The sequence below is a fragment of the Streptomyces sp. MP131-18 genome (assembly GCF_001984575.1).
GTDB lineage: Bacteria > Actinomycetota > Actinomycetes > Streptomycetales > Streptomycetaceae > Streptomyces > Streptomyces johnsoniae.
Window position 1 is genome coordinate 7,813,281 of sequence record NZ_LZNS01000001.1, and the last position, 19,771, is coordinate 7,833,051.

Genomic DNA, 19,771 nt, shown 5'->3' on the forward strand with positions numbered 1-19,771 from the left:
GCGAACAAGGAGGGGGACCGTGATTATCTGGCTGAACGGCGCCTTCGGCGCAGGCAAGACGACTGCCGCGCACGAGCTGCTCCACCTGCTGCCCGGCAGCACGCTGTACGACCCGGAGCTGGTCGCTGCGGGGCTGCGTTCCATGCTGCCCAAAGAGCGTCTGGCACACGTCGACGACGTCCAGGACCTCCCGTCCTGGCGGCGCCTGGTGGTGGACACCGGGGCCGCCCTGCTGTCCGAGCTGCCCGGGCCGCTGATCGCGCCGATGACGCTGCTGGAGCAGGAGTACCGCGACGAGATATTCGGCGGGTTCGCCGCCCGCCGGATACTCGTGCAGCACTTCCTGCTCCACGTTGAAGAAACGTTCCTGCGCGACCGTATCGACCAGCGGGCCGCCGTCGACGGCGACGCCGTGCGCGGCTGGTGCCTCGGGCATCTGCCCCGGTACGGCGCGGCGCTGCCGTGGCTGACCGCCGACGCGCACACCGTCGAGACCTCCCGGCTCACCCCCCGGCAGACCGCCGAACGGCTCGCCGAGGGCGTCAGACGCGGCGACGGCACCTGCGAGATCGTGCAGACCCCGGCGCCCAGCGCCGAAACCCTCGCCGCCGGTGTGCTGTTCTTCGACGACGAGGACCGCGTCCTGCTCGTGGACCCCACGTACAAGCCGGGCTGGGAGTTCCCCGGCGGCGTCGTGGAGGCTGGGGAGCCGCCCGCCCGCGCCGCCGTCCGCGAGGTGGCCGAGGAACTCGGCCTGCACCTCACCCGCGAGCCCGCGCTGCTCATCGTGGACTGGGAACCGCCCTCCCCGCCGCGGTTCGGCGGGCTCCGCCTGCTGTTCGACGGCGGGCGGCTCGGCGCCGACCGGATGCGGGACCTGCTGCTGCCCGGCGCCGAACTGCGCGGCTGGCGGTTCGCCGCACAGGACGAGGCCGAACGGCTGCTCTCGCCCGGCAGGTTCGCCCGGCTGCGGTGGGCGCTGCGCGCCCGCGCCGAGGGCCGCCCGCTCAACCTGGAGGCCGGCGTGCCGGTCGGCACCTGAGCACCGGCCGCCGAATCGCGCGCCGCCCGCGGCGGACCTAGCGTGGCGGTGACGGCCCCGGAGAAGGGGAAAGAGCCCTGCCACAGCGGTGACAGCCCATGCGCCTGCCGGAGCAACCGGAATACATAGCCGACGACCACCCCTACGACGACGACCCCGCCGGGGACCGTTCCGGCTGGGGACTCCGGGCGGCCCTGGCCGTCATGGCGGGCACCGTGGCCCTCGGCATCTCCATCATGGCCGCGGGCACCGGGGGACAGGCCCCGCCGCCCCAGCCGGAGGACGTGCGGCGCGAGGCGGGCGCCGCCGGCGGGCGGGCCGGCGCGGTGGACCCGCTGCCGCCCGCGGTGCCCACCTGGGTGTCGATCCCCTCGATCGAGGTGGAGGCCCCGCTGATGAACGTCGGCCTCGACCCGGAGGGCTGGGTCGAGGCGCCGCCGCAGGAGATCGCCAATCTGGCGGGCTGGTACGAGGACGCCGCCGCGCCCGGCGCCCGCGGCACCGCCGTGATCGTCGGGCACGTGGACAACGCGGCGGGCCCGGCCGTCTTCTACGGCCTGGGTGTCCTGCGGCCCGGGGACGCCGTCGAGGTGATCAGGGAGGACGGCGTGGCCGTCGCGTTCACCGTTTACGACGTCGCGGTGTACGACAAGGACCAGGTCCCGCCCTCGGTCTACCACGACACGGGACGCGCGGAGCTGCGCCTGATCACCTGCGGCGGCAGCTTCGAGCAGAGCTCGGGCTACGAGGACAACGTGGTCGTCTACGCGCGCATGACGGACGCCGGGTGACGCCGGGTAACGCGAACGGCGGCACCCCTTAACCCGTATGTCGCTCTTGGTGAGTTGTGGGGCATTTCATCTGCTTAGTGTCGCTGTGCAGGGTGACGCGCACGTCCGACAGAGGAGCCTTTCGATGAGAGCACTGCGAACCGCACTGGCCGCCGCCGGGCTGGGGGCAACGATTCTGGGAACGGGAGCGCCCGCCGCGCTCGCCCTCGGCGAGGAGCGGGCGGCCCGGCCGAAGGCCGCGTCGTTCGGCTTCAGCGTCTCACCGGCCGCCGTCCGTCCGGGCGGCGCGGTCGACCTGACGGTCACCAACTGCACCAGGCACGAGGCGACCGCCGAGTCCGCGGTCTTCGACCGGGTCGTCCTCGGCATGCCGGGCGAACTACAGAGCGCCCGCACGACCGTCGACACCGACGCCAGGGTGGGCGCCGAGTACGACGTCACGTTCACCTGCGGCGCGCAGTCGGGCACCGCGACGCTGACGATCCTGGCCGCCACCCCCTCGCCCTCGCCGACGGGCACCTCCACCGCCTCGCCGACGGCCAGCTCCACCGTGCTGCCCACCCGCGGTGCGCAGGCGGGCGTCGGTGGCACCCAGTCCGACAACGACACGATGCTGCTCGCCGGCGCGGGCCTGACCGCCGCGGCCGTCACCGGCGCCGTTCTCCTCGCCCGCCGCAGGACCGGCCGGCACCGCTGACGCGGCGGGCCCCCGCGCCGCCGGGGGCCGGCCGAACGGGGCCGAACGGGGCGTTCAGCCGCGCGGCGCGGCCGCGTACCGGCGCAGGAACAGCGCCTCGGCCACCGACATGCGTTCCAGCTCCTCGGGCGAGACGCTCTCGTCCACCGCGTGAATCTGCGCGGCCGGTTCGCTCAGACCGATCAGCAGGATCTCCGCCGCCGGGTAAAGTCCGGCGAGCGTACTGGTCAGCGGTATCGAGCCGCCCTGGCCGACGACCGCCATCTCCGTGCCGTCGTACGCCTCCCGCAGCGCCGAGGCCATCGAGCCGTAGGCGGGGCTCGTGGTGTCGGCGCGGAAGCCCTCGCCCTCACCCGACACCTCGACGCCGACCCGCGCGCCCCACGGCGCCCGCGACACCAGGTGCGTGGCCAGCAGTTCGCCGGCCTTCCGCGCCGGTATCCCGGGCGGCACCCGCAGACTCACCAGCGCCCGTGCGCTCGCCTGCACCGAGGGCGTCGCCCCCACCACCGGCGGGCAGTCGATGCCGAGCACCGTCACCGAGGGCCGCGCCCAGACCCGGTCCGCGACGGAGCCTGACCCCATCAGCCCGACGCCGTCCAGCACCTTGGCGTCCGTGCGGAACTCCTCGTCCGGGTACCCGGTGCCCTCCCAGGTGCCGTCGCCGGTCAGCCCGTCGACCGTCGTGGAGCCGTCCTCGGCGTGCAGCGAATCCAGCATCCGGATCAGCGCGGCCAGCGCGTCCGGCGCGGCCCCGCCGAAGGCCCCCGAGTGCAGGTTGCCCTCCAGCGTGTCGACCCGCACCCGCAGCACGACCATGCCGCGCAGCATCGCCGTCACGGTGGGCTGCCCCACCCGCAGGTTCCCCGAGTCGCCGATCACGATGGCATCGGCGGTCAGCAGCTCGGGGTGCGCCTCCGCGTACCGTTCGAGGCCGCCGGTGCCCTGCTCCTCGGAGCCCTCGGCTATCACCTTCACGCCGACCGGGATGCCGCCCGCGGCCCGCAGGGCCCGCAGGGCCAGCAGATGCATCAGCACGCCACCCTTGCAGTCCGCGGCACCCCGCCCGTACCAGCGCCCGTTCCGCTCGGTCAGCTCGAACGGCGGCGAGGTCCACTCCTCCTCGCCGAGCGGCGGCTGCACGTCGTAGTGCGCGTACAGCAGCACCGTCGGCGCGCCCTGCGGCCCCGGCAGGTGGCCGTAGACGGACCGCGTGCCGTCCGGGGTGTCGAGCAGCGCCACCTCGGGGAAGCCCTCGGCCCGCAGCGCCGCGGCTATCCACTCGGCCGCCGCGTCGCATTCGGCGGGCGGGAACTGCGACGCGTCCGCCACGGAACGGAAGGCCACCAGCTCGGCCAGCTCGTCCTTCGCGCGGGGCATGAGCGACGCGACGGCGGCGGCCAGCGCGGCGTGCTCGGGGCTGTGAACCATCAACGCTCCTTCGCGCGGGCGCACGGCACATGGAACGCGCCCCAACGCGTGTGTGAGAACAGGGGACCTGCCGATGATCCCACAGCCCGTTCCCGCTCCCACGGCGAACTAGGATGCCCTGCGGTGACCGAATCGTCAGACGCAGCGGGGAGCGGCAGCACATCGTGAGCAGCGAGAACGAAACCGGGGCCGAAGTGGTGTGGGACGTCGTGGTGGTGGGGGCCGGGCCCGGGGGCGCCTCGGCCGCCCGCGCCGCGGCGGAGGCCGGCCGCCGCGTCCTGCTGGTGGAAAAGGCCGAGCTGCCGCGCTACAAGACGTGCGGCGGCGGCATCATCGGCCCTTCCCGCGACGCGCTGCCGCCCGGCTTCGAACTGCCGTTGCGCGACCGGGTGCACGCCGTCACGTTCTCGCTGAACGGCCGGCTGGCCCGCACCCGGCGTTCCAAGCGGATGCTGTTCGGCCTGGTGAACCGGCCGGAGTTCGACCAGCGTCTGGTCGAAGCCGCGGTCAAGGCCGGCGCCGAACTGCGCACGGGCACCACCGTCTCGCGCGTGGAGCAGCACGGCCCGGCCGTGCCGGACCGGCGTACCGTCGCCGTGGTGCTGGCCGGCGGCGAAACACTGCTGGCGCGGGCGGTCGTCGGCGCCGACGGCAGCGCCAGCCGGATAGGCGCGCACGTCGGTGTGCGCCTGGGACAGGTGGATCTCGGCCTGGAGGCCGAGATCCCCGTCCCGCCCGAGGTGGCCCGCGACTGGGCGGGGCGCGTCCTGATCGACTGGGGGCCGCTGCCCGGCTCCTACGGGTGGGTCTTCCCCAAGGGGGACACGCTCACGGTCGGTGTGATCTCCGCCCGCGGGGAGGGCGCCGCGACGAAGCGCTACCTGGAGGACTTCATCGCGCGCCTGGGCCTGGCCGGGTTCGAGCCGTCCATCTCCTCGGGCCACCTCACCCGTTGCCGCACGGACGACTCGCCGCTCTCCCGCGGCCGCGTGCTGGTGTGCGGCGACGCCGCCGGGCTGCTCGAGCCGTGGACGCGCGAGGGCATTTCGTTCGCGCTGCGCTCGGGGCGGCTGGCCGGGCAGTGGGCGGTGCGGATCGCCGAGGCAGGGGACGCGGTGGACGCCCGGCGGCAGGCACTCAACTACACCTTCGCCATCAAGTCGGGCCTCGGCGTCGAAATGGGCGTCGGACGCCGGGTGCTGGCGATCTTCGCGGAGCGGCCCCGCCTGCTGCACACGGCGTTGATCGGATTCCGTCCGGCCTGGGCCGCGTTCGGCCGCATCACCCGCGGTTCGACCACACTGGCCGGCCTCGTGCGCACGCACCCGGTGGCCCGCAGAACGCTGGCGGCGCTCGACCGCGCGCCCGAGAAGGACCAGAAGGAACAGAAGGACCAGAAGGGTCAGGAGACGAGCGCCGGTTCGGGGAACAGCAGCCCCGGGTCCTGACGCAGGATGCGCTCGTGCAGGGCGCGCAGCGCCGGCCCCGGGTCCGCCCCCAGCTCCGCGGCGATCCGGCGCCGCGCCTCCTCGAACTCCCGCAGCGCCGCCGTGCCCTGGCCGCTGCGGTAGCGCGCCAGCATCAGCAGCCACACCAGCCGCTCGCGCAGCGGATGCGCGGCGACCTGCCTGACCAGCTCGTGGATGCACTCGTGGTAGCGCTCGAGGAACAGCTCCCCCTCGAGCCTCGCCTCCAGCACCATCAGCCGCTTCTCCACCCAGCGCCGCCGCTCGGCCGCAAGATACGGCCCGGCCAGCCCCTCGGCGAACTCCCCGCGCCACAGCGCCTCCGCCTCGCCGGCCAGCGCGACCGCGGCCCGCAGCTCGCCCGCGTCGCGGGCCGCGCGGGCCCGCCCGAGCAGGGCCCGCCGCTCCCGCAGATCGGTGATCTCCGCACCGCTGAGCAGGTACCCGCTGCCCGTCCACCGCAGCCGAACGCCCCCCGCCCGGCCGTCGTCGCCCGCCGCCGCGGGAGCGAGGGCGCGCCGCAGCCCGGAGACGTACTTCTGCACCAGATTCCGCACGTGGGCCGGCGGCTTCTCGCCCCAGACGGCGTCGACCAGCGCGTCGTAGGACAGCGGGCGGCCCTCCTGGAGGAGGAGCACCGCGAGGACGGCGCGCTGCCGGGGCGCCCCGAGCGGCACCTCGCCCCCGGTGCCCGACGCGCGCAGCGGTCCCAGCAGTTCGAAACGCAGCCCCTCAGCCATGGCCAGAGCCTAACCCGGCCAGATGTCCGGCACCGTGTTCCAGCGGTCGTTCCAGCGGTCGTTCCCGCGTGCGTTCCAGCGGCCGTTCCAGCGGAAGGTCAGCGCGCCGCGGCAGCGTGGCGGCACACCACGCGACGGAAGGGAACGACAGCCATGGCACAGCGAGACGAGGACGGCGGCGGGCCACTGGGCCGCCTCGGCCGGCTCACGGTCCGGCGCGGGGGAGCGGTGCTCCTGGCCGCCCTCGTGCTGTTCCTCGGGTCCGGCATCTACGGCGCCGGCGCGCAGAGCGATCTGGAACTGGCCCGCTGGGACGCGCCGGGCACCGAATCCGTCGGCGTGCAGGACGTCCTGCGCGAGGAGTACGGCACCGGCACCCCGAACCTGGCGCTGCTGGTCACCGCGGAGCGCGGCGACGTCGACGGCGGGGCCGTCGCCGAGGCGGGGCGCGGGCTCGCGGCGGAACTGGCCGGGCACCCGATGGTCACCGACGTCACCTCCTACTGGGACGAGCGGGACCAGGCCCTGCGCAGCACCGACGGCCGGCGCGCGCTGGTGCTGGCCCGCCTGGAGGGCAGCGCCACCGACACCCGCGCCGAACTGGCCGACCTCTCCCCGGAACTGGCCCGCACCACCGACGACATCACCGTGACCGTCGGCGGCCAGGAGGAGGTGTCCCGGCAGGTCGGCGAACAGGCCGCGCGGGACTTCCTGACCGCCGAGGTCATCGTCCTGCCCGCCGTGTTGCTGCTCCTGATCCTGGTCTACCGGCGCACCGTGGCCGCCCTGCTCACCGTCGGCGTCGGCCTGCTCTCGGTGCTCGGCACGCTGGCCGGGCTGCGGCTGCTCGCCCAGTTCACACCGGTGTCCACGTTCGCGGCCAACCTCGCCCTGGTCCTCGGGCTCGGCCTCGGCATCGACTACTGCCTCTTCCTGATCAACCGCTACCGCGAGGAACGGACCGCGGGCCTGCCCGCCCAGGACGCCGTGACGCGGGCCGTCGCCACGGCGGGCCGCACCGTCCTGTTCAGCGGCCTGACCGTTGCGGTGTCCCTGTCGACGCTGCTGGTCTTCCCGTTCTTCTTCCTCAGCTCCTTCGCCTACGCCGGCATCCTCGTCGTGCTGACGGCCGTCACCGGCGCCGTCGTCGTGCTGCCCGCCGCCCTGGCCCGCTGGGGCCACCGGGTGGAACGGCCCACCGCGCCCGAACGTGCGACCGCCGGCGGCTTCTGGCACCGCACCGCGCTGGCCGTCATGCGCCGCCCCGTGCTGGCCGGCGGCGCGGCGCTCGCCGTGCTGCTGGTCGCCGCCTCCCCGGTGCTCGGACTGCGGTTCGGCCTGCCCGACCAGCGGACCCTGCCCGAGGGCACCTCCAGCCGCGTCATGTCCGAGGAAGTCCGTGAGCACTTCGCCGCCGAGGCCACGGACACCCTGTACGTCGCCAGCGAGGGCCCCGCCGGTGTGCCGGACGCCGACGTCGCCGCCTACGCGGCCGAACTCTCGCGCGTCCCCGGCGTCTTCCACGTCGTCTCACCCGCCGGTACCCACCGCGCCGGGGAGGCGGTCCGCGGGCCGGGGCCCGCCTCCGCCGCCGCCACCTCGCCGTCCGGCGGCGCGCTGATCGCCGTGGTGCCCACCCAGGAGGCCATGGAGGGCGACGTGCCCGGCCTCGTCGCCGACATCCGCGACGTGCCCGCCCCCTACGCCGCGGACGTCGGCGGCTACCCCGCCGAGACCACCGACTTCCGCGCCACCCTGCTGGAACGCGTCCCGCTCGTCGCGGCCCTCATCCTGCTCATCACCTGCGGCGTGCTCTTCCTCATGACCGGCAGCGTCCTGCTGCCCCTGAAGGCCACCGTCCTCAACCTGCTCAGCCTGTCCGTCATGTTCGGCGCGCTGGTGTGGATCTTCCAGGACGGCAACTTCTCCGGACTGCTCGGCTTCACCCCCACCGGCTCGATCGAGCCGAGCATCCCGATGCTGATGTTCTGCATCACCTACGGACTGTCCATGGACTACGAGGTGTTCCTGCTGTCCCGCATCAAGGAGGAGCACGACCGCACCGGCGACACCCGGCAGGCGGTGGCCGTCGGCATCGCCCGCACCGCGCCGCTGATCACCGCGGCGGCCGGCATCCTCGTCGTCACCTTCGCCACGTACGCCACCAGCGGCGTCGTCTTCCTCAAGGAGCTGGGCGTGGGCACCGCCCTGGTCATCCTGGCCGATGCCACGCTCATCCGCATGGTGCTGCTGCCCGTCTCCATGCGCCTGGCCGGGCGCGCCAACTGGTGGGCCCCGCGGCCCCTGCGCCGCCTGCACGCCAGGTTCGGCCTGCACGAGAACGGCACCCCCGCCGCGCCCCCGCCGCACGCCGAGGTACTGCCACGGGAGTACGCGCGATGACCACGGCCGGCGGACGCACCCGCGTCCGCCCGCGGCTAGCGTTGCCCGCATGACCGCACCCGCGACGGAACCGGGCCGCCGCCCCTGGCACCGCCTGCCCGGCGGCCCCGCCCGGCTTCCGTGGCGGTCCTCGGGCGCGGTCCTGCTGATCCAGCTCATCGGCTCGCGGTTCGCCGCGCACCACCAGCAGGACCGCGTGTCCCTCGACCTTTTCGCCCACGCCCTGCTGGTCCTCGGCCCGCTGCTGCTCCTGGCCCGCCACCGCCATCCGCCGCAGGTCGCCCTCGGCACGGCCCTGGTGCTCCTGGCCTACCTCGGCGCCGGCTACCCCTACGGGCCCATCTACCTCAGCGTCGTCGTCGGCTCGTTCGGCGCCGTCGTCACCGGCCACCGCAAGGCCGCCTGGGCCGCGCTCGGCCTGCTGTGGACGGGGCTGGCCCTCACCGGCCACTGGCTCCACCGCTGGCTGCCGCCGGATGACGACCGAGCCAGGGACTGGGGCGGCGACGCGGCCGCGGCCGCCTGGGCCGTCGCCGTCCTCGCCGTCGCCGAACTGGTGCGCGTCCGCCGCGAACAGCGGGCACGGGAACGCGCCGCCCGCGAGGAGGCCGAGCGGCGCCGCGCGGACGAGGAACGGCTGCGCATCGCCCGCGAGCTGCACGACGTCCTCGCCCACAGCATCTCCGTGATCAACGTCCAGGCCGGCATGGGCCTCGCACTCCTCGACACCGACCCCGACCAGGCCAGAAGCGCTCTCACCACCATCAAGGCCGCCAGCAAGGAGGCCCTGGGCGAGGTCAGGCAGGTCCTGGACACGCTGCGCGCCCCGGGCGGCGCGGCCCCGCGCGCCCCGGCGCCCGGCCTCGACCGGCTCCCCGAACTGGCCGAGCAGGCGCGGCAGGCCGGTCTGCGGGTGACCGTCGACACCCGCGGCACCGCCGTGGCACTGCCCCCGGGCGCCGACCTGGCCGCGTTCCGCATCGTGCAGGAGGCGGTGACCAACATCGTCCGCCACTCCGGCTCCCGAACCGCGCACGTGCTGCTGCGCTACGCCCCCGACCTGGTCGAACTGCGCATCGACGACGACGGCCCCGCCACCGGCGGCGGCTCGGGCGGCGGCAACGGCCTGGTCGGCATGCGGGAACGGGCCGCGGCCTTCGGCGGCACCGTGGAGGCCGGTGCCCGGCCCGACGGCGGATTCCGCGTCACCGCCCGCCTGCCCCTGACCGACAAGGAGATCACGTGATCCGGGTACTGCTCGCCGACGACCAGGTGCTGGTGCGGGCCGGCTTCCGCGCGCTGCTCGACGCCCAGCCCGGCATCGAGGTCGCGGCCGAGGCCGCCGACGGCGAGGAGGCGCTCGCGCTGGTCCGTGAACGGCGCCCGGACCTGGTCCTCATGGACATCCGCATGCCCGGGCTCGACGGGCTCGCCGCCACCCGCCGCATCACCGGGGACCCCGGCCTCGCCGACGTGAAAGTCGTCATGCTGACCACGTTCGAACTGGACGAGTACGTCTTCGAGGCCATCAGGTCGGGCGCCTCCGGCTTCCTCGTCAAGGACACCGAGCCCGAAGAGCTGGTCCGCGCCGTGCACGCCGTCGTCGCGGGCGACGCTCTGCTCTCGCCGGGGGTCACCCGCCGCCTGATCGCCGAGTTCGCCGCCCGTTCCAAGGAGCCCGCGGCCGCGGCCGGGCTCGCCGAGCTGACCGACCGCGAACGGGAAGTGATGGCCCTGGTCGGGATCGGCCTGTCCAACGAAGAGATCGCCCGCAGGCTCGTCGTCTCGCCGCTGACCGCAAAGACCCACGTCAGCCGCGCCATGGTCAAGCTCGGCGCCCGGGACCGCGCCCAGCTCGTCGTCCTGGCCTACGAGTCGGGCCTGGTGCGCCCCGGCTGGCTCGGCTGAGGCTTGCGCCGCACGTACAGCTGTTTGCGGACCCGGGCCACCACGGTGCCGTCGGCGGCGACCACGGTGCAGTCGAACCACGGCAGCACCTTTGCCCCGTCCTCGGCCGCCCGCCTGATCTCCTCGACCCGCTCCTCGGTCAGCCGGAAGTCCGCGAACACGTCGCCGCGGCCCGGCGAGACGTACTCGATCTCGGCTGCCTTGTCCCACACCACATAGCCGCGGCCGAGCCGGTGCAGCACCAGCAGCGCCCAGAACGGGTCGCACATCGAGTACAGCGAGCCGCCGAAGTGCGTGCCGAACCAGTTCCGGTTCAGCCGGCCGAGCCGCAGCCGCACCCGGGCCGCGCTCCAGTCGTCCGCTATGCGCAGGACCTTGATCCCGGCGAAGCGGTACGGCGGCCACCAGCGCATGAGACGGCCCAGCGCTCTGGGCCCCACCGACCGTGCCATGGGGCCGAAGCTACCACGGACATTACCCGCGGGTAACTGCTGGGGTCAGACGCCCCCGGAGGACCGCCACAGCGCGGCGACCGCGGCGTCCCCCGCCACCTTCACCTCCGCGCTCCACGGCTGCCGGTTCCACAGCACCGGATACAGCACCGTCGCCGGCCCGCTGATCTCGCAGTCCGCCGGCGTTCCCGGCACGGAACGGCCGCCCCGCGGGGTCCCGTCCGTGATGTGCACCATCCAGTCGTCGCCCGGCCGGTCCGCGGCCAGCACCCGCAGCACCGCCGGCCGCTCGGCGCGCAGGCGGCTCCTGTCCCTGCTGTGGAACCCGACCAGCAACTCGTCGATGCCGTCGGCCGCGAACTCCGCCGTGACGGAGGAAAGGCCCTGGCCCGCCGCCAGTTCGGCGTCCATCCGGTGCACCGCCGTCTCGTGCGCCTGCCGCCTGGCCCAGAAGTGCCGCGGCGTCGGCGAGCCCGTCAGGAACGTCCAGCACGCCAGGTCCGCGGGCGCCGCCTCCAGCAGGGCGAGCAGCGCCCCGAGGCCCTCCCGGAACCAGCCGTCCAACTCCCCGTCCGGTACCGCGGGCGAAGGGAACGGCTGCCGATCCGGGTGTCGTTCGCGCACGTACCCGGCCGCCCAGCGGTGAACGGCACCCGTGTGCAGCACCAGATCCCGCATCCGCCAGCCGGGGCAGGTCGGCACGGAGGCATCCGGGCCCGCCAGGGCCGCGGCGGCCGCCAACGCCCCGCCCTCGTCGGCCAGTACGCGCAGAAAGTCGTCGGTCTCCACACCCGGGATTGTGTCAGGTGCCCGCCTGCACCGCACCACGCAGGGCGTAGGCCGTGACCGCCGCCACCGCCGCCAGCATCGCGACCGTCGTCAGCGCCCCGGCCAGGCTGAACCAGTCCGCGAGAAACCCGATCGCCACCGGCCCCATCAGCATCCCGCCGTAACCGAGCGTCGAGGCCGCGGCCACCCCCCGCGGACCGGCCAGCGCCCCGGCCTGGCCGATCGTGATGGGGAAGACGTTCGCCAGGCCGAGACCCGTGATCACGAAGCCCACCAGGGCCAGCCCCACCGTCGGCGCCAGCGACGCCAGCAGCATCCCCGCCGCGGCCGTCGTCCCGCCGACGGTCAACGCCCGTGCCTGCCCGAGCCGTTGCAGCATCGCCGAGCCGGTGAGCCGGCCCACCGTCATGGCCAGGGCGAATACCGAGTACCCGGCCGCCGCCACCCCGGGACTCGCCTCCAGCGACTCCCGCAGGTGCAGCGTGCTCCAGTCCGCCAGCGCCCCCTCCCCGTACGTCGTGCACAGCGCGATGAAGCCGAGCACCAGCACCAGCCGCCGCACCCGGCCGCGCATCGGACGCGCGCCCGCGCCCTTTGCGTCCCCCGGGCCCCCCGCCGCGCGGGCCGCCGGGCGCGGCGGCGCGGGCGCCGGGTGCGCGAGCAGCGTGCGCCCGGCCGCAGCGGCGATCAGCAGCCCGAGCCCCGCCAGCAGACCCAGGTGCCAGGCCGCGCTCAACCGGCCGGCCACCAGCCCGCCGAGCCCGGCGCCCAGCATGCCCCCGAGGCTGAACGCCGCGTGGAAACTCGGCATCACCGGCCGCCCCAGCGCCGCCACCAGATCCACCGCCGCGCTGTTCCCCGCCACGTTGATCGCGCCGAACGCGGTCCCGAACACCAGCAGCACCGCGCCGAGCACCACCGCGGAATGCGCATGCGCGGGCAGCACCACGCTCAGCGCGAGCAGCGCGCCCGCGGCCACCGTCACCGGATGATTGCCGAACCGCTGGCACAGCCGCCCCGTCAGCATCATCGTCACCACGCCGCCCGCCGACACACCGAGCAGTGCCACCCCCAGTGCGCTCGCCGACGCCCCCGTCTGGTCCTTGATGTCGGGGATGCGCACGACCCAGCCGGCGAAGACGAATCCGTCGAGCGCGAAGAACACCGTCAGCGCCGCCCGCAGTTGCCGCAGCGAGACATCCGCCGCCTGCCCGCCAGGCCCGCTTCGCCGCTGGCCCGGTACGAGAATCGCCCGCAATTTGTTTATGGGAGGCACAAAGCCAGAATAGGGGCGTGACCCACACTCGTACCAGGCTCGACAGGGGCCGAAACGCCCTCGGCCCCGCGCTGGAACTCGTGCACACGGGCCGCGCCCCCACCCGCGCCGTCCTCACCACGGAGCTCGGCGTCACCCGCGCCACCGCGGGCGCCGTCGCCGGTGAACTCCAGACGCTCGGGCTCATCACCGTCGACTCCCGGCCCAGCGCGGCGCCCGGCAGCCAGGGCCGGCCCTCCCACCGGCTCGCCATCGCCGACGACGGCCCCGTCGTCCTCGCCGCCCAAGTCCACGCCGACGGCTTCCGCGCCGCCCTCGTCGGCCTCGGCGGCCGCATCGCCGCCACCGCGCCCGGCTGCATGACCGTCGACGCCGACCCTGCCCAAGTGCTCGGCGAAGTCGTCGCCGCCGGCGCGGCCCTGCTGCGTGGCAGCGGACGCCGCTGCATCGGCGCCGGCCTCGCCGTCCCCTCCGCCGTCGCGGAGCCCGAGGGCACCGCCCTCAATCCCCTCCACCTCGCCTGGCCCGCCGGCGCGCCCGTCCGTGACATCTTCAACCGCTGCCTCACCGACGCAGGACTGGCCGTCCCCGGCTTCTGCGGCAACGACGTCAACCTCGCCGCCCTCGCCGAACACCGGCACGGCGCCGGCCACGGCGCCGAGCACCTGCTGTGCGTGGCCACCGGCCACCGCGGCGTCGGTGGCGCACTGGTCCTCGACGGCCGGCTCCACAGCGGCAGCGCGGGACTCGCCCTCGAAGTCGGCCACCTCACCGTCGACCCCCAGGGCCGCCCCTGCCACTGCGGAAGCCGCGGCTGCCTCGACGTGGAAACCGACCCCCTCGCCCTCCTCGAAGCCGCCGGCCGCACCCCCGATCCCGCCGGCTCCCTCCTCGACCAGGCGCGCCACCTGCTGCGTACCGACCGCACCCCCGTGGCCCGCGCCGCCACCGCCACCGTCATCGACCGCCTCGGCCTCGGCCTGGCCGGCCTGGTCAACATCCTCAACCCGGACCGCATCATCCTCGGCGGCCTCCACCGCTGGCTCCTGGAAGCCGACCCCGCCCGCCTGCGCGCCGTGGTCGAGGAGCGCAGCCTGTGGGGGAGGAGCGGCAGCATCCCCATCCTCCCCTGCACCCTCGACCACAACAGCCTCGTCGGCGCCGCCGAACTCGCCTGGCAGCCCGTCCTGGACGACCCCCTCACCGCCCTCGCCACCTGACCACCACCACCACTGCGGCGGCACCCCCCGCCTACCCCCGCCCCGCCACCGACCCCTCCCGCCCCACCCAGCCCGGCAGCAGCGCCAGCACCGCGCGCCGCGCCCCCTCGTCCGCCGACTCGTCCCCCGGGTCCGGAGTCGCCGGCACCTGCAACCGGTACACCGGACCCGCACCCAGCCTTGCGAACCCCCGCCCCGGCGGCACCTGCCCCGACGGCACCGCCGGCGGCGCCGCACCCAGCACCCCCGACGCCTGAGGCGCCGTCACCGCCCCCAGCACCACCCGGGCGCGGGCGCACGAGGCCGCCGCCCAACCCAGCCCGGACAGCCCTTCGAACTGCTCCGCCAGCACCACCGTCACCCGGCCGGCCCGCCCGAACCGCAGCGGCACCTGAAGCGACCCCAGCGGATCACGCAGCCCCTGAACCCCCGCCAGATGCCGCAGCAACGCCGGCCGGTCCACCACGATCCACAGCGCCCGCTCCTCCGCCCCACCGCCAGCAGCCAGCAGCCGCCGCTCCGTCTCCCGCGCCGCCCACTCCAGCGCCGCCACCCCACCCGCCGGCGTCGACTCCACCGACACCACACCGCAGCGCCCACCAAAACACGCGAACTCACCCGCTCCCGCGCCGTCCACCAGCAGCACGTCCCCCTCCAGCAGCGCCTGCAACGCCACCGAACGCAGCAACGACGTCGCCCCCGCCCCCGGCGCACCCACCACCAGCAGATGCGGCTCCGCCGTCCGCGGTCCCGCCCGCCACACCACCGGCGAGGCATCCACCTGCTCCGCACACCCCGCGCCACCCCGCACCGGCACCGTGCGATCCACCGCCCCCGCATCCGTGAACCCGAGCACCACCTCCCCCGACGCCGCCACGAACCGCTGCGCCCCGATCCCCGTCGGCGGCGGCTCCACCGCCACCATCTCCAGCTCACCGCCTTCCTCGTCCCACCGGAACCGGAACTCCCGCCCCCGCCCGGCCTTCGCCGCCAGCAGCCGCTCCACGCGTGCCCGGCACTCCGCATCACCGTCGGGAAAGAACGCCGGATACCGCAGACACAGCCCCGCGATCCGGCCTTCGTCACTCAGTGTAACCGAAGAAAAGCAGCGCTGCCAGACCCCTCCGTGGGCGTACAGCGGCTCCGGCGACGGATCGGACGGCAGCGAGAAGTGCGGCACCAGCGCCTCGTACAGCGCCGCGAGGCGCTCGTCCGCCGCCGACCTCGCCGCGCGCACCTCCCTTGCCGTCCGGCCGCCGCCCCACCCCGACCACGCCGCCGCCGCGAGCACCCCGCCACCGGTGAGCCACAGCCCGTACGGCACCAGCCACAGCAACAGCCCGACGGCCGTGGCCAGCAGCAGCACCGGACCCCGCTGTTCCCGGGACAGCCCGAGCCATCGACACCAGACCGCCCGCGCGAGCCGCCCGAGGCCGCGCCCCAGCACCAGGAACGGAAACACCAGGAACGGAAACACCGCGCCCCCTACAGCGTGATTCCGCCCAGCAGGTTCGCCAGGCTGGCCCCGCCCGCCTGAATGCTCGGCGCGACCGCCGTTCCCGCCAGGTAGAAGCCGAACAGGGCGCACACCACGGCGTGCGAGAGCTTCAGCCCGTCCTTCCTGGCGAACAGGCACACCATGATGCCGAGGAAGACGACCCCCGAGATGGACAAGATCATGAGTACTCCCGATGCGAATGAGCGGTCGACCGGCATTCCCCGCAAGCACTCTAAAACCCGCAAAGGGCAATTTTTACGCTGACAAGCGCATATGGGCGAAACGGCCAACCCCAGGGGCGGCCCACGGAGGACTAAGGGCCGCGAGGGGCGATGCGGTTCTGGCCCCGCCCGGGACCTCGATAGGCTGGTCCCCGGCCAAGGGCGAGGAGGAACAGGGACGATGGCAGACAGCGCGCAGCCACTGTCGGCGCGGGCCAGACTGGCGGTGACGGCGGGCAAAGCGGCGGCGGCGGTGTCGCGGGCCGCGGGCCGCGGCAGCGGATCGGTGATCGGCGGACGGGTGGCCCTCAAGGTGGACCCCGATCTCCTCGCCCGCCTCGCCGGACATCTGGACGTGGTCCTGGTCTCCGCCACCAACGGGAAGACCACCACCACCCGGCTGATCGCCGAGGCGCTCCGCGCCGGCGGCGAGGTCGTCTCCAACGCGCTGGGGGCCAACATGCCCGCCGGCATCACCTCCGCGCTCTCCGCAGGGTCCGAGGCACGCTTCGGCGTCATCGAGGTCGACGAGAAATACCTCGCCGGCGTCGCCAGGGACGTGTCGCCCAAGGCCATCGCCCTGCTCAACCTCTCCCGCGACCAGCTGGACCGCGCGGCCGAGACCCGCATGCTCGCCGAGCGCTGGCGCGAAGGTCTCCAGGGCAGCAAGGCCACCATCATCGCGAACGCCGACGACCCCCTCGTCGTATGGGCTGCGTCCTCCAGCCCCAATGTCATCTGGGCCGCCGTCGGCCAGGAGTGGAAGGACGACGCCTGGTCCTGCCCCTCGTGCGGCGGCGTCCTGCACCGGCCCGACGACGTGTCCTGGCAGTGCGGCGAGTGCGGTTTCGGCCGCCCCGCCCCCAGCTGGGTCCTCTCCGGCGACTCCGTGCTCGACCCGCACGGCACGCCCTGGCCCATCCAGCTCCAGCTGCCCGGCCGGGCCAACAAGGCGAACGCCGCCACCGCCGCGGCCGTCGCAGCCGCCTTCGGTATCCATCCGCAGGTCGCGCTCCAGCGCATGCAGGCCGTCGCCGCCGTCGCCGGCCGTTACGACGTCGTCAGCCACCAGGGCCGCGACATCCGCCTGCTCCTGGCGAAAAACCCGGCGGGCTGGCTGGAGACGTTCTCACTGATCGACCCGCCGCCCACGCCCGTCATCCTCTCCGTCAACGCGCGCAGCGCCGACGGGACCGACACCTCGTGGCTCTGGGACGTCGACTACGGCCGTCTCGCCGGCCACCCGATCGCCGTCATCGGCGACCGCCGCCTCGACCTCGCCGTCCGCCTCGAGGTCGCAGGCGTCGACTTCCGCGTCTGCCAGACCCTTGAGGAAGCCATTGCCCAGCTGCCCCCCGGCCGCATCGAGGCCATCGCCAACTACACCGCCTTCCAGGACCTGCGCCGCACCGTCGGCAACTGACCGGATCTTCCAGTAAAGGACCGCCCCATGAGCACCTCCGGCCTGCGCGTGGTCTGGGTCTACCCCGACCTGCTGAGCACCTACGGCGACCAGGGCAACGTTCTCGTCGTCGAGCGCCGTGCCCGCCAGCGGGGCCTGACGGTCGAACGTGTCGACGTCCGTTCCGACCAGCCCGTTCCCACCTCGGGAGACATCTACCTGGTCGGCGGCGGCGAGGACCGGCCCCAGCGCCTCGCGGCCGAGCGGCTGCGCCGCGACGGCGGACTCCAGCGCGCCGTCGACAACGGCGCGATCATCTTCTCCGTCTGCGCCGGTTACCAGATCCTGGGTCACGAGTTCATCAACGACCTCGGCCAGCGCGAGCCCGGCCTCGGGCTGCTCGACGTCATCAGCGTCCGCGGCGGCGGCGAGCGGTGCGTCGGCGACGTGCTCGCCGACGTCGACGAAACACTCCGCCTCCCGCAGCTCACCGGCTTCGAGAACCACCAGGGCCTCACCCAGCTCGGCCCCGGCGTCCGCCCGTTCGCCCGCGTGCAGTTCGGCAACGGCAACGGCACCGGGGACGGCACCGAGGGCGCCTGGGCCGGCACGGTGTTCGGCACCTACATGCACGGCCCCGTGCTCGCCCGCAACCCGCAGATCGCCGACCTGCTCCTGAAGCTCACCCTCGACGTCAACGCCCTCCCGCCGGTCGACGACCGCTGGTACGAGGCGCTGCGCGCCGAACGGATCGCCGCGGCGACCCAGGCAGCCTGAGACCCCGGGGAGCACGCAATGGCAACGGGACACGACGGCCACGGCGCGGGCACGGACCTGCCGCCGTTCACCGTCGGACGCGCGCTCGACATCAGCGTCGACGAGGTCTTCCTGATCGGCTGCCTGGCCGCGCTCGCGCTCTACGCCTGGGGCGTGGTGCGGCTGCGCCGCCGCGGCGACGCCTGGTCCGTGCCGCGCACCGTGTCGTTCACCCTCGGTATCGCGTCGATCCTCGCGGTCACGTGCACCGGTCTGAACGACTACGGCATGGTCCTGTTCAGCGCACACATGACGCAGCACATGATCATCAGCATGGTGTCCCCGATCCTGCTGCTGCTCGGAGCACCCGTGACCCTGCTGCTGCGGGCCCTCCCGCCGACGGGCCGCGGCCGCACGGGGCCGCGGGAGTTGCTGGTGCGACTGCTGCACAGCCGCTGGGTGCGCGTGGTGACCAGTCCGCTGTTCACCATCACGCTGTTCGTCGCCAGCCTTTACGGGCTGTACTTCACACCGCTGTTCGACTTCCTGATGGAGACCCGCGTCGGGCACGTGACGATGATGGTGCACTTCCTCGCGGTGGGGCTGGTGTTCTTCTGGCCCATCATGGGCGTCGACCCCGGTCCGCACCGCCCCGGCCATCTCATGCGCATGCTGGAGCTGTTCGCGACCATGCCGTTCCACGCCTTCTTCGGTATCGCGCTGATGATGGGCTCCGAACCGCTGGTGAATACCTTCGCCGACCCGCCCGCGTCCCTCGCGGTGGACGCCGTGGAGGACCAGTCGGCGGCGGGTGGCATGGCCTGGGCGTTCAGTGAGATCCCGACCGTGATCGTCCTGATCGCGCTCGTGATCCAGTGGTACGTCTCCGAGCAGCGCACGGCGCGTCGGCTCGACCGCGTCGCCGACCGCAACGGGGACCGCGACCTGGCGGATTACAACGCCTACCTCGCCTCGCTCCAGGCCCGCAGCGGCTGACCGCTGCGGGGCTCGGCGGCTGGGACTTCCGCATGCGGCAGGGGGCGCGTCCAAAGCAGCTGCGCGGCGGCGCTCCGGGGGAAGTGCCGCCGCTCCGCTGCCGTTCCGTTTTGGAAGTCAGGAATGCCGCACCTCGCCGGAGGTCGCGCGAATGCCGTATGAGTGCAGCGGCAGTAAATGCAACAACGATGCGGTGAAATCGCTTGTCCGGCACGGGAACGAGGCGTATTCGATTCCCGCGGGCATGACTATGGCCCGCCCGGCCTGAGGGCCGAGCGGGCCAGTGGGGAAGGTCTCAGTCCTCGCTGTGGATAGCCGGACCGTTGATGCAGTCGCGGGTCTCCTGCTCCGACTCGGACTTGATCGGGATCTGCTTGGTGAGGCCCGTGAAGTTCGAGGCGCACACCGTGATCGGGTGGAACTGGATGTTGGAGTTGAACGAGGAGCCGAAGTCGACCGTGACGTCGGCGGTGGCAGTGCTGGCCATTCCGGCAGCGCTGAACAGGGAAGCGGTGACCGCGGCGACGGCCAGTGCAGAACGGAGACGCATAGCATTCTCTCCCATTCGGAACAACAGGACTTCTGACAATGTGGACCATCGCCCCGCGGCACCGGTCGCCCGACATGCATATTGCTCCCAAAGAGCGACAGGATTCCGGCAAAGTTCCGCGGCCGCTTTCCGG

General features: G+C 73.8%; 19 protein-coding genes. 11 read left to right on the top strand and 8 right to left on the bottom strand.

All coding sequences use genetic code 11. The features are described from left to right. Window positions 1-19: 19 nt before the first annotated feature. From STBA_RS34690 to STBA_RS34700, 3 genes are all read left to right on the top strand, one after another. On the top strand, window positions 20-1,042 hold the full coding sequence (locus STBA_RS34690) for an NUDIX hydrolase (protein WP_077062955.1): 1,023 nt from the start codon (window positions 20-22) through the stop codon (window positions 1,040-1,042). A 98-nt stretch (window positions 1,043-1,140) separates the two neighbouring features. Then, the gene (locus STBA_RS34695) at window positions 1,141-1,833 is read left to right on the top strand and encodes a class F sortase (RefSeq protein WP_079252321.1); all 693 of its coding nucleotides are present in this window, start codon (window positions 1,141-1,143) and stop codon (window positions 1,831-1,833) included. 124 nt (window positions 1,834-1,957) lie between these two features. Further along, window positions 1,958-2,530 carry a hypothetical protein gene (locus tag STBA_RS34700; protein WP_077062956.1) on the top strand — a complete coding sequence of 191 codons (573 nt, stop codon included), beginning with the start codon at window positions 1,958-1,960 and terminating at the stop codon, window positions 2,528-2,530. Between the two features lie 54 nt (window positions 2,531-2,584). On the opposite strand, the gene STBA_RS34705 is transcribed toward STBA_RS34700, so the two are convergent. Next, the gene (locus STBA_RS34705; RefSeq protein ID WP_077062957.1) at window positions 2,585-3,961 is read right to left on the bottom strand and encodes a dipeptidase; all 1,377 of its coding nucleotides are present in this window, start codon (window positions 3,959-3,961) and stop codon (window positions 2,585-2,587) included. Window positions 3,962-4,125: 164 nt separating this feature from the next. Between STBA_RS34705 and STBA_RS34710 the strand changes: the two genes are divergently transcribed. After that, on the top strand, window positions 4,126-5,409 hold the full coding sequence (locus STBA_RS34710) for a geranylgeranyl reductase family protein (protein WP_077062958.1): 1,284 nt from the start codon (window positions 4,126-4,128) through the stop codon (window positions 5,407-5,409). Here STBA_RS34710 and STBA_RS34715 read toward each other — a convergent pair. Then, window positions 5,364-6,167: an AfsR/SARP family transcriptional regulator gene (locus tag STBA_RS34715; protein WP_077062959.1), complete on the bottom strand. Its 804-nt coding sequence runs from the start codon at window positions 6,165-6,167 to the stop codon at window positions 5,364-5,366. The two genes, STBA_RS34710 and STBA_RS34715, sit on opposite strands and share 46 nt — an antisense overlap. Window positions 6,168-6,320: 153 nt before the next feature. Here STBA_RS34715 and STBA_RS34720 point away from each other — a divergent pair, with 153 nt between their 5' ends. From STBA_RS34720 to STBA_RS34730, 3 genes are read left to right on the top strand one after another with little or no spacing between them, the layout of a single operon-like run. Then, window positions 6,321-8,570, top strand: coding sequence for an MMPL family transporter (locus STBA_RS34720; protein WP_077062960.1), 2,250 nt, complete (start codon window positions 6,321-6,323; stop codon window positions 8,568-8,570). Between the two features lie 49 nt (window positions 8,571-8,619). Further along, window positions 8,620-9,816 carry a histidine kinase gene (locus STBA_RS34725; RefSeq protein WP_077062961.1) on the top strand — a complete coding sequence of 399 codons (1,197 nt, stop codon included), beginning with the start codon at window positions 8,620-8,622 and terminating at the stop codon, window positions 9,814-9,816. After that, entirely contained in the window at window positions 9,813-10,478 is a 666-nt protein-coding gene (locus STBA_RS34730; RefSeq protein WP_077062962.1) for a response regulator transcription factor, read from the top strand. The genes STBA_RS34725 and STBA_RS34730 overlap by 4 nt, the downstream gene beginning before the upstream one ends. Here STBA_RS34730 and STBA_RS34735 read toward each other — a convergent pair. The 3 genes from STBA_RS34735 to STBA_RS34745 are packed head-to-tail and all read right to left on the bottom strand — an operon-like array spanning window position 10,439 to window position 12,995. After that, window positions 10,439-10,930: a DUF4442 domain-containing protein gene (locus STBA_RS34735; RefSeq protein ID WP_077062963.1), complete on the bottom strand. Its 492-nt coding sequence runs from the start codon at window positions 10,928-10,930 to the stop codon at window positions 10,439-10,441. The two genes, STBA_RS34730 and STBA_RS34735, sit on opposite strands and share 40 nt — an antisense overlap. 45 nt (window positions 10,931-10,975) lie before the next feature. Continuing rightward, window positions 10,976-11,719 (bottom strand): maleylpyruvate isomerase family mycothiol-dependent enzyme, encoded by a 744-nt coding sequence (locus STBA_RS34740; RefSeq protein WP_077062964.1) that lies wholly within the window; start codon window positions 11,717-11,719, stop codon window positions 10,976-10,978. A 13-nt stretch (window positions 11,720-11,732) separates the two neighbouring features. After that, a complete protein-coding gene (locus STBA_RS34745) occupies window positions 11,733-12,995 on the bottom strand; it encodes an MFS transporter (protein ID WP_079252322.1) in 1,263 nt (420 codons plus the stop codon). 17 nt (window positions 12,996-13,012) lie between these two features. Between STBA_RS34745 and STBA_RS34750 the strand changes: the two genes are divergently transcribed. Next, a complete protein-coding gene (locus STBA_RS34750; protein ID WP_077062965.1) occupies window positions 13,013-14,215 on the top strand; it encodes an ROK family protein in 1,203 nt (400 codons plus the stop codon). 31 nt (window positions 14,216-14,246) lie between these two features. Here STBA_RS34750 and STBA_RS34755 read toward each other — a convergent pair whose 3' ends face one another. Further along, window positions 14,247-15,692, bottom strand: a complete 1,446-nt coding sequence (locus STBA_RS34755) for a hypothetical protein (RefSeq protein WP_077062966.1) — start codon at window positions 15,690-15,692, stop codon at window positions 14,247-14,249. An 8-nt stretch (window positions 15,693-15,700) separates the two neighbouring features. Beyond that, window positions 15,701-15,895 (bottom strand): hypothetical protein, encoded by a 195-nt coding sequence (locus STBA_RS34760; RefSeq protein WP_077062967.1) that lies wholly within the window; start codon window positions 15,893-15,895, stop codon window positions 15,701-15,703. Between the two features lie 220 nt (window positions 15,896-16,115). Between STBA_RS34760 and STBA_RS34765 the strand changes: the two genes are divergently transcribed. Genes STBA_RS34765 through STBA_RS34775 form a run of 3 tightly spaced genes read left to right on the top strand, consistent with a single transcriptional unit; the run spans window position 16,116 to window position 19,088 of the window. After that, window positions 16,116-17,357 carry a MurT ligase domain-containing protein gene (locus tag STBA_RS34765; protein WP_077062968.1) on the top strand — a complete coding sequence of 414 codons (1,242 nt, stop codon included), beginning with the start codon at window positions 16,116-16,118 and terminating at the stop codon, window positions 17,355-17,357. Between the two features lie 27 nt (window positions 17,358-17,384). After that, window positions 17,385-18,113 (top strand): glutamine amidotransferase, encoded by a 729-nt coding sequence (locus STBA_RS34770; RefSeq protein WP_077062969.1) that lies wholly within the window; start codon window positions 17,385-17,387, stop codon window positions 18,111-18,113. 18 nt (window positions 18,114-18,131) lie between these two features. After that, window positions 18,132-19,088, top strand: a complete 957-nt coding sequence (locus STBA_RS34775) for a cytochrome c oxidase assembly protein (RefSeq protein WP_077062970.1) — start codon at window positions 18,132-18,134, stop codon at window positions 19,086-19,088. Window positions 19,089-19,383: 295 nt separating this feature from the next. Here the strand turns inward: STBA_RS34775 and STBA_RS34780 are convergent, their stop codons facing one another. Further along, window positions 19,384-19,638, bottom strand: a complete 255-nt coding sequence (locus STBA_RS34780; RefSeq protein WP_077062971.1) for a hypothetical protein — start codon at window positions 19,636-19,638, stop codon at window positions 19,384-19,386. Window positions 19,639-19,771 lie beyond the last annotated feature (133 nt).

Excerpts from the sequence above, each read along its gene's own strand:
- STBA_RS34695 (WP_079252321.1), top strand. The coding sequence starts at position 1,141 with ATGCGCCTGCCGGAGCAACCGGAATACATAGCCGACGACCACCCCTAC.
- STBA_RS34700 (WP_077062956.1), top strand. The coding sequence starts at position 1,958 with ATGAGAGCACTGCGAACCGCACTGGCCGCCGCCGGGCTGGGGGCAACG.
- STBA_RS34705 (WP_077062957.1), bottom strand. The coding sequence starts at position 3,961 with ATGGTTCACAGCCCCGAGCACGCCGCGCTGGCCGCCGCCGTCGCGTCG.
- STBA_RS34715 (WP_077062959.1), bottom strand. The coding sequence starts at position 6,167 with ATGGCTGAGGGGCTGCGTTTCGAACTGCTGGGACCGCTGCGCGCGTCG.
- STBA_RS34720 (WP_077062960.1), top strand. The coding sequence starts at position 6,321 with ATGGCACAGCGAGACGAGGACGGCGGCGGGCCACTGGGCCGCCTCGGC.
- STBA_RS34725 (WP_077062961.1), top strand. The coding sequence starts at position 8,620 with ATGACCGCACCCGCGACGGAACCGGGCCGCCGCCCCTGGCACCGCCTG.
- STBA_RS34735 (WP_077062963.1), bottom strand. The coding sequence starts at position 10,930 with ATGGCACGGTCGGTGGGGCCCAGAGCGCTGGGCCGTCTCATGCGCTGG.
- STBA_RS34760 (WP_077062967.1), bottom strand. The coding sequence starts at position 15,895 with ATGATCTTGTCCATCTCGGGGGTCGTCTTCCTCGGCATCATGGTGTGC.
- STBA_RS34765 (WP_077062968.1), top strand. The coding sequence starts at position 16,116 with ATGGCAGACAGCGCGCAGCCACTGTCGGCGCGGGCCAGACTGGCGGTG.
- STBA_RS34770 (WP_077062969.1), top strand. The coding sequence starts at position 17,385 with ATGAGCACCTCCGGCCTGCGCGTGGTCTGGGTCTACCCCGACCTGCTG.
- STBA_RS34775 (WP_077062970.1), top strand. The coding sequence starts at position 18,132 with ATGGCAACGGGACACGACGGCCACGGCGCGGGCACGGACCTGCCGCCG.
- STBA_RS34780 (WP_077062971.1), bottom strand. The coding sequence starts at position 19,638 with ATGCGTCTCCGTTCTGCACTGGCCGTCGCCGCGGTCACCGCTTCCCTG.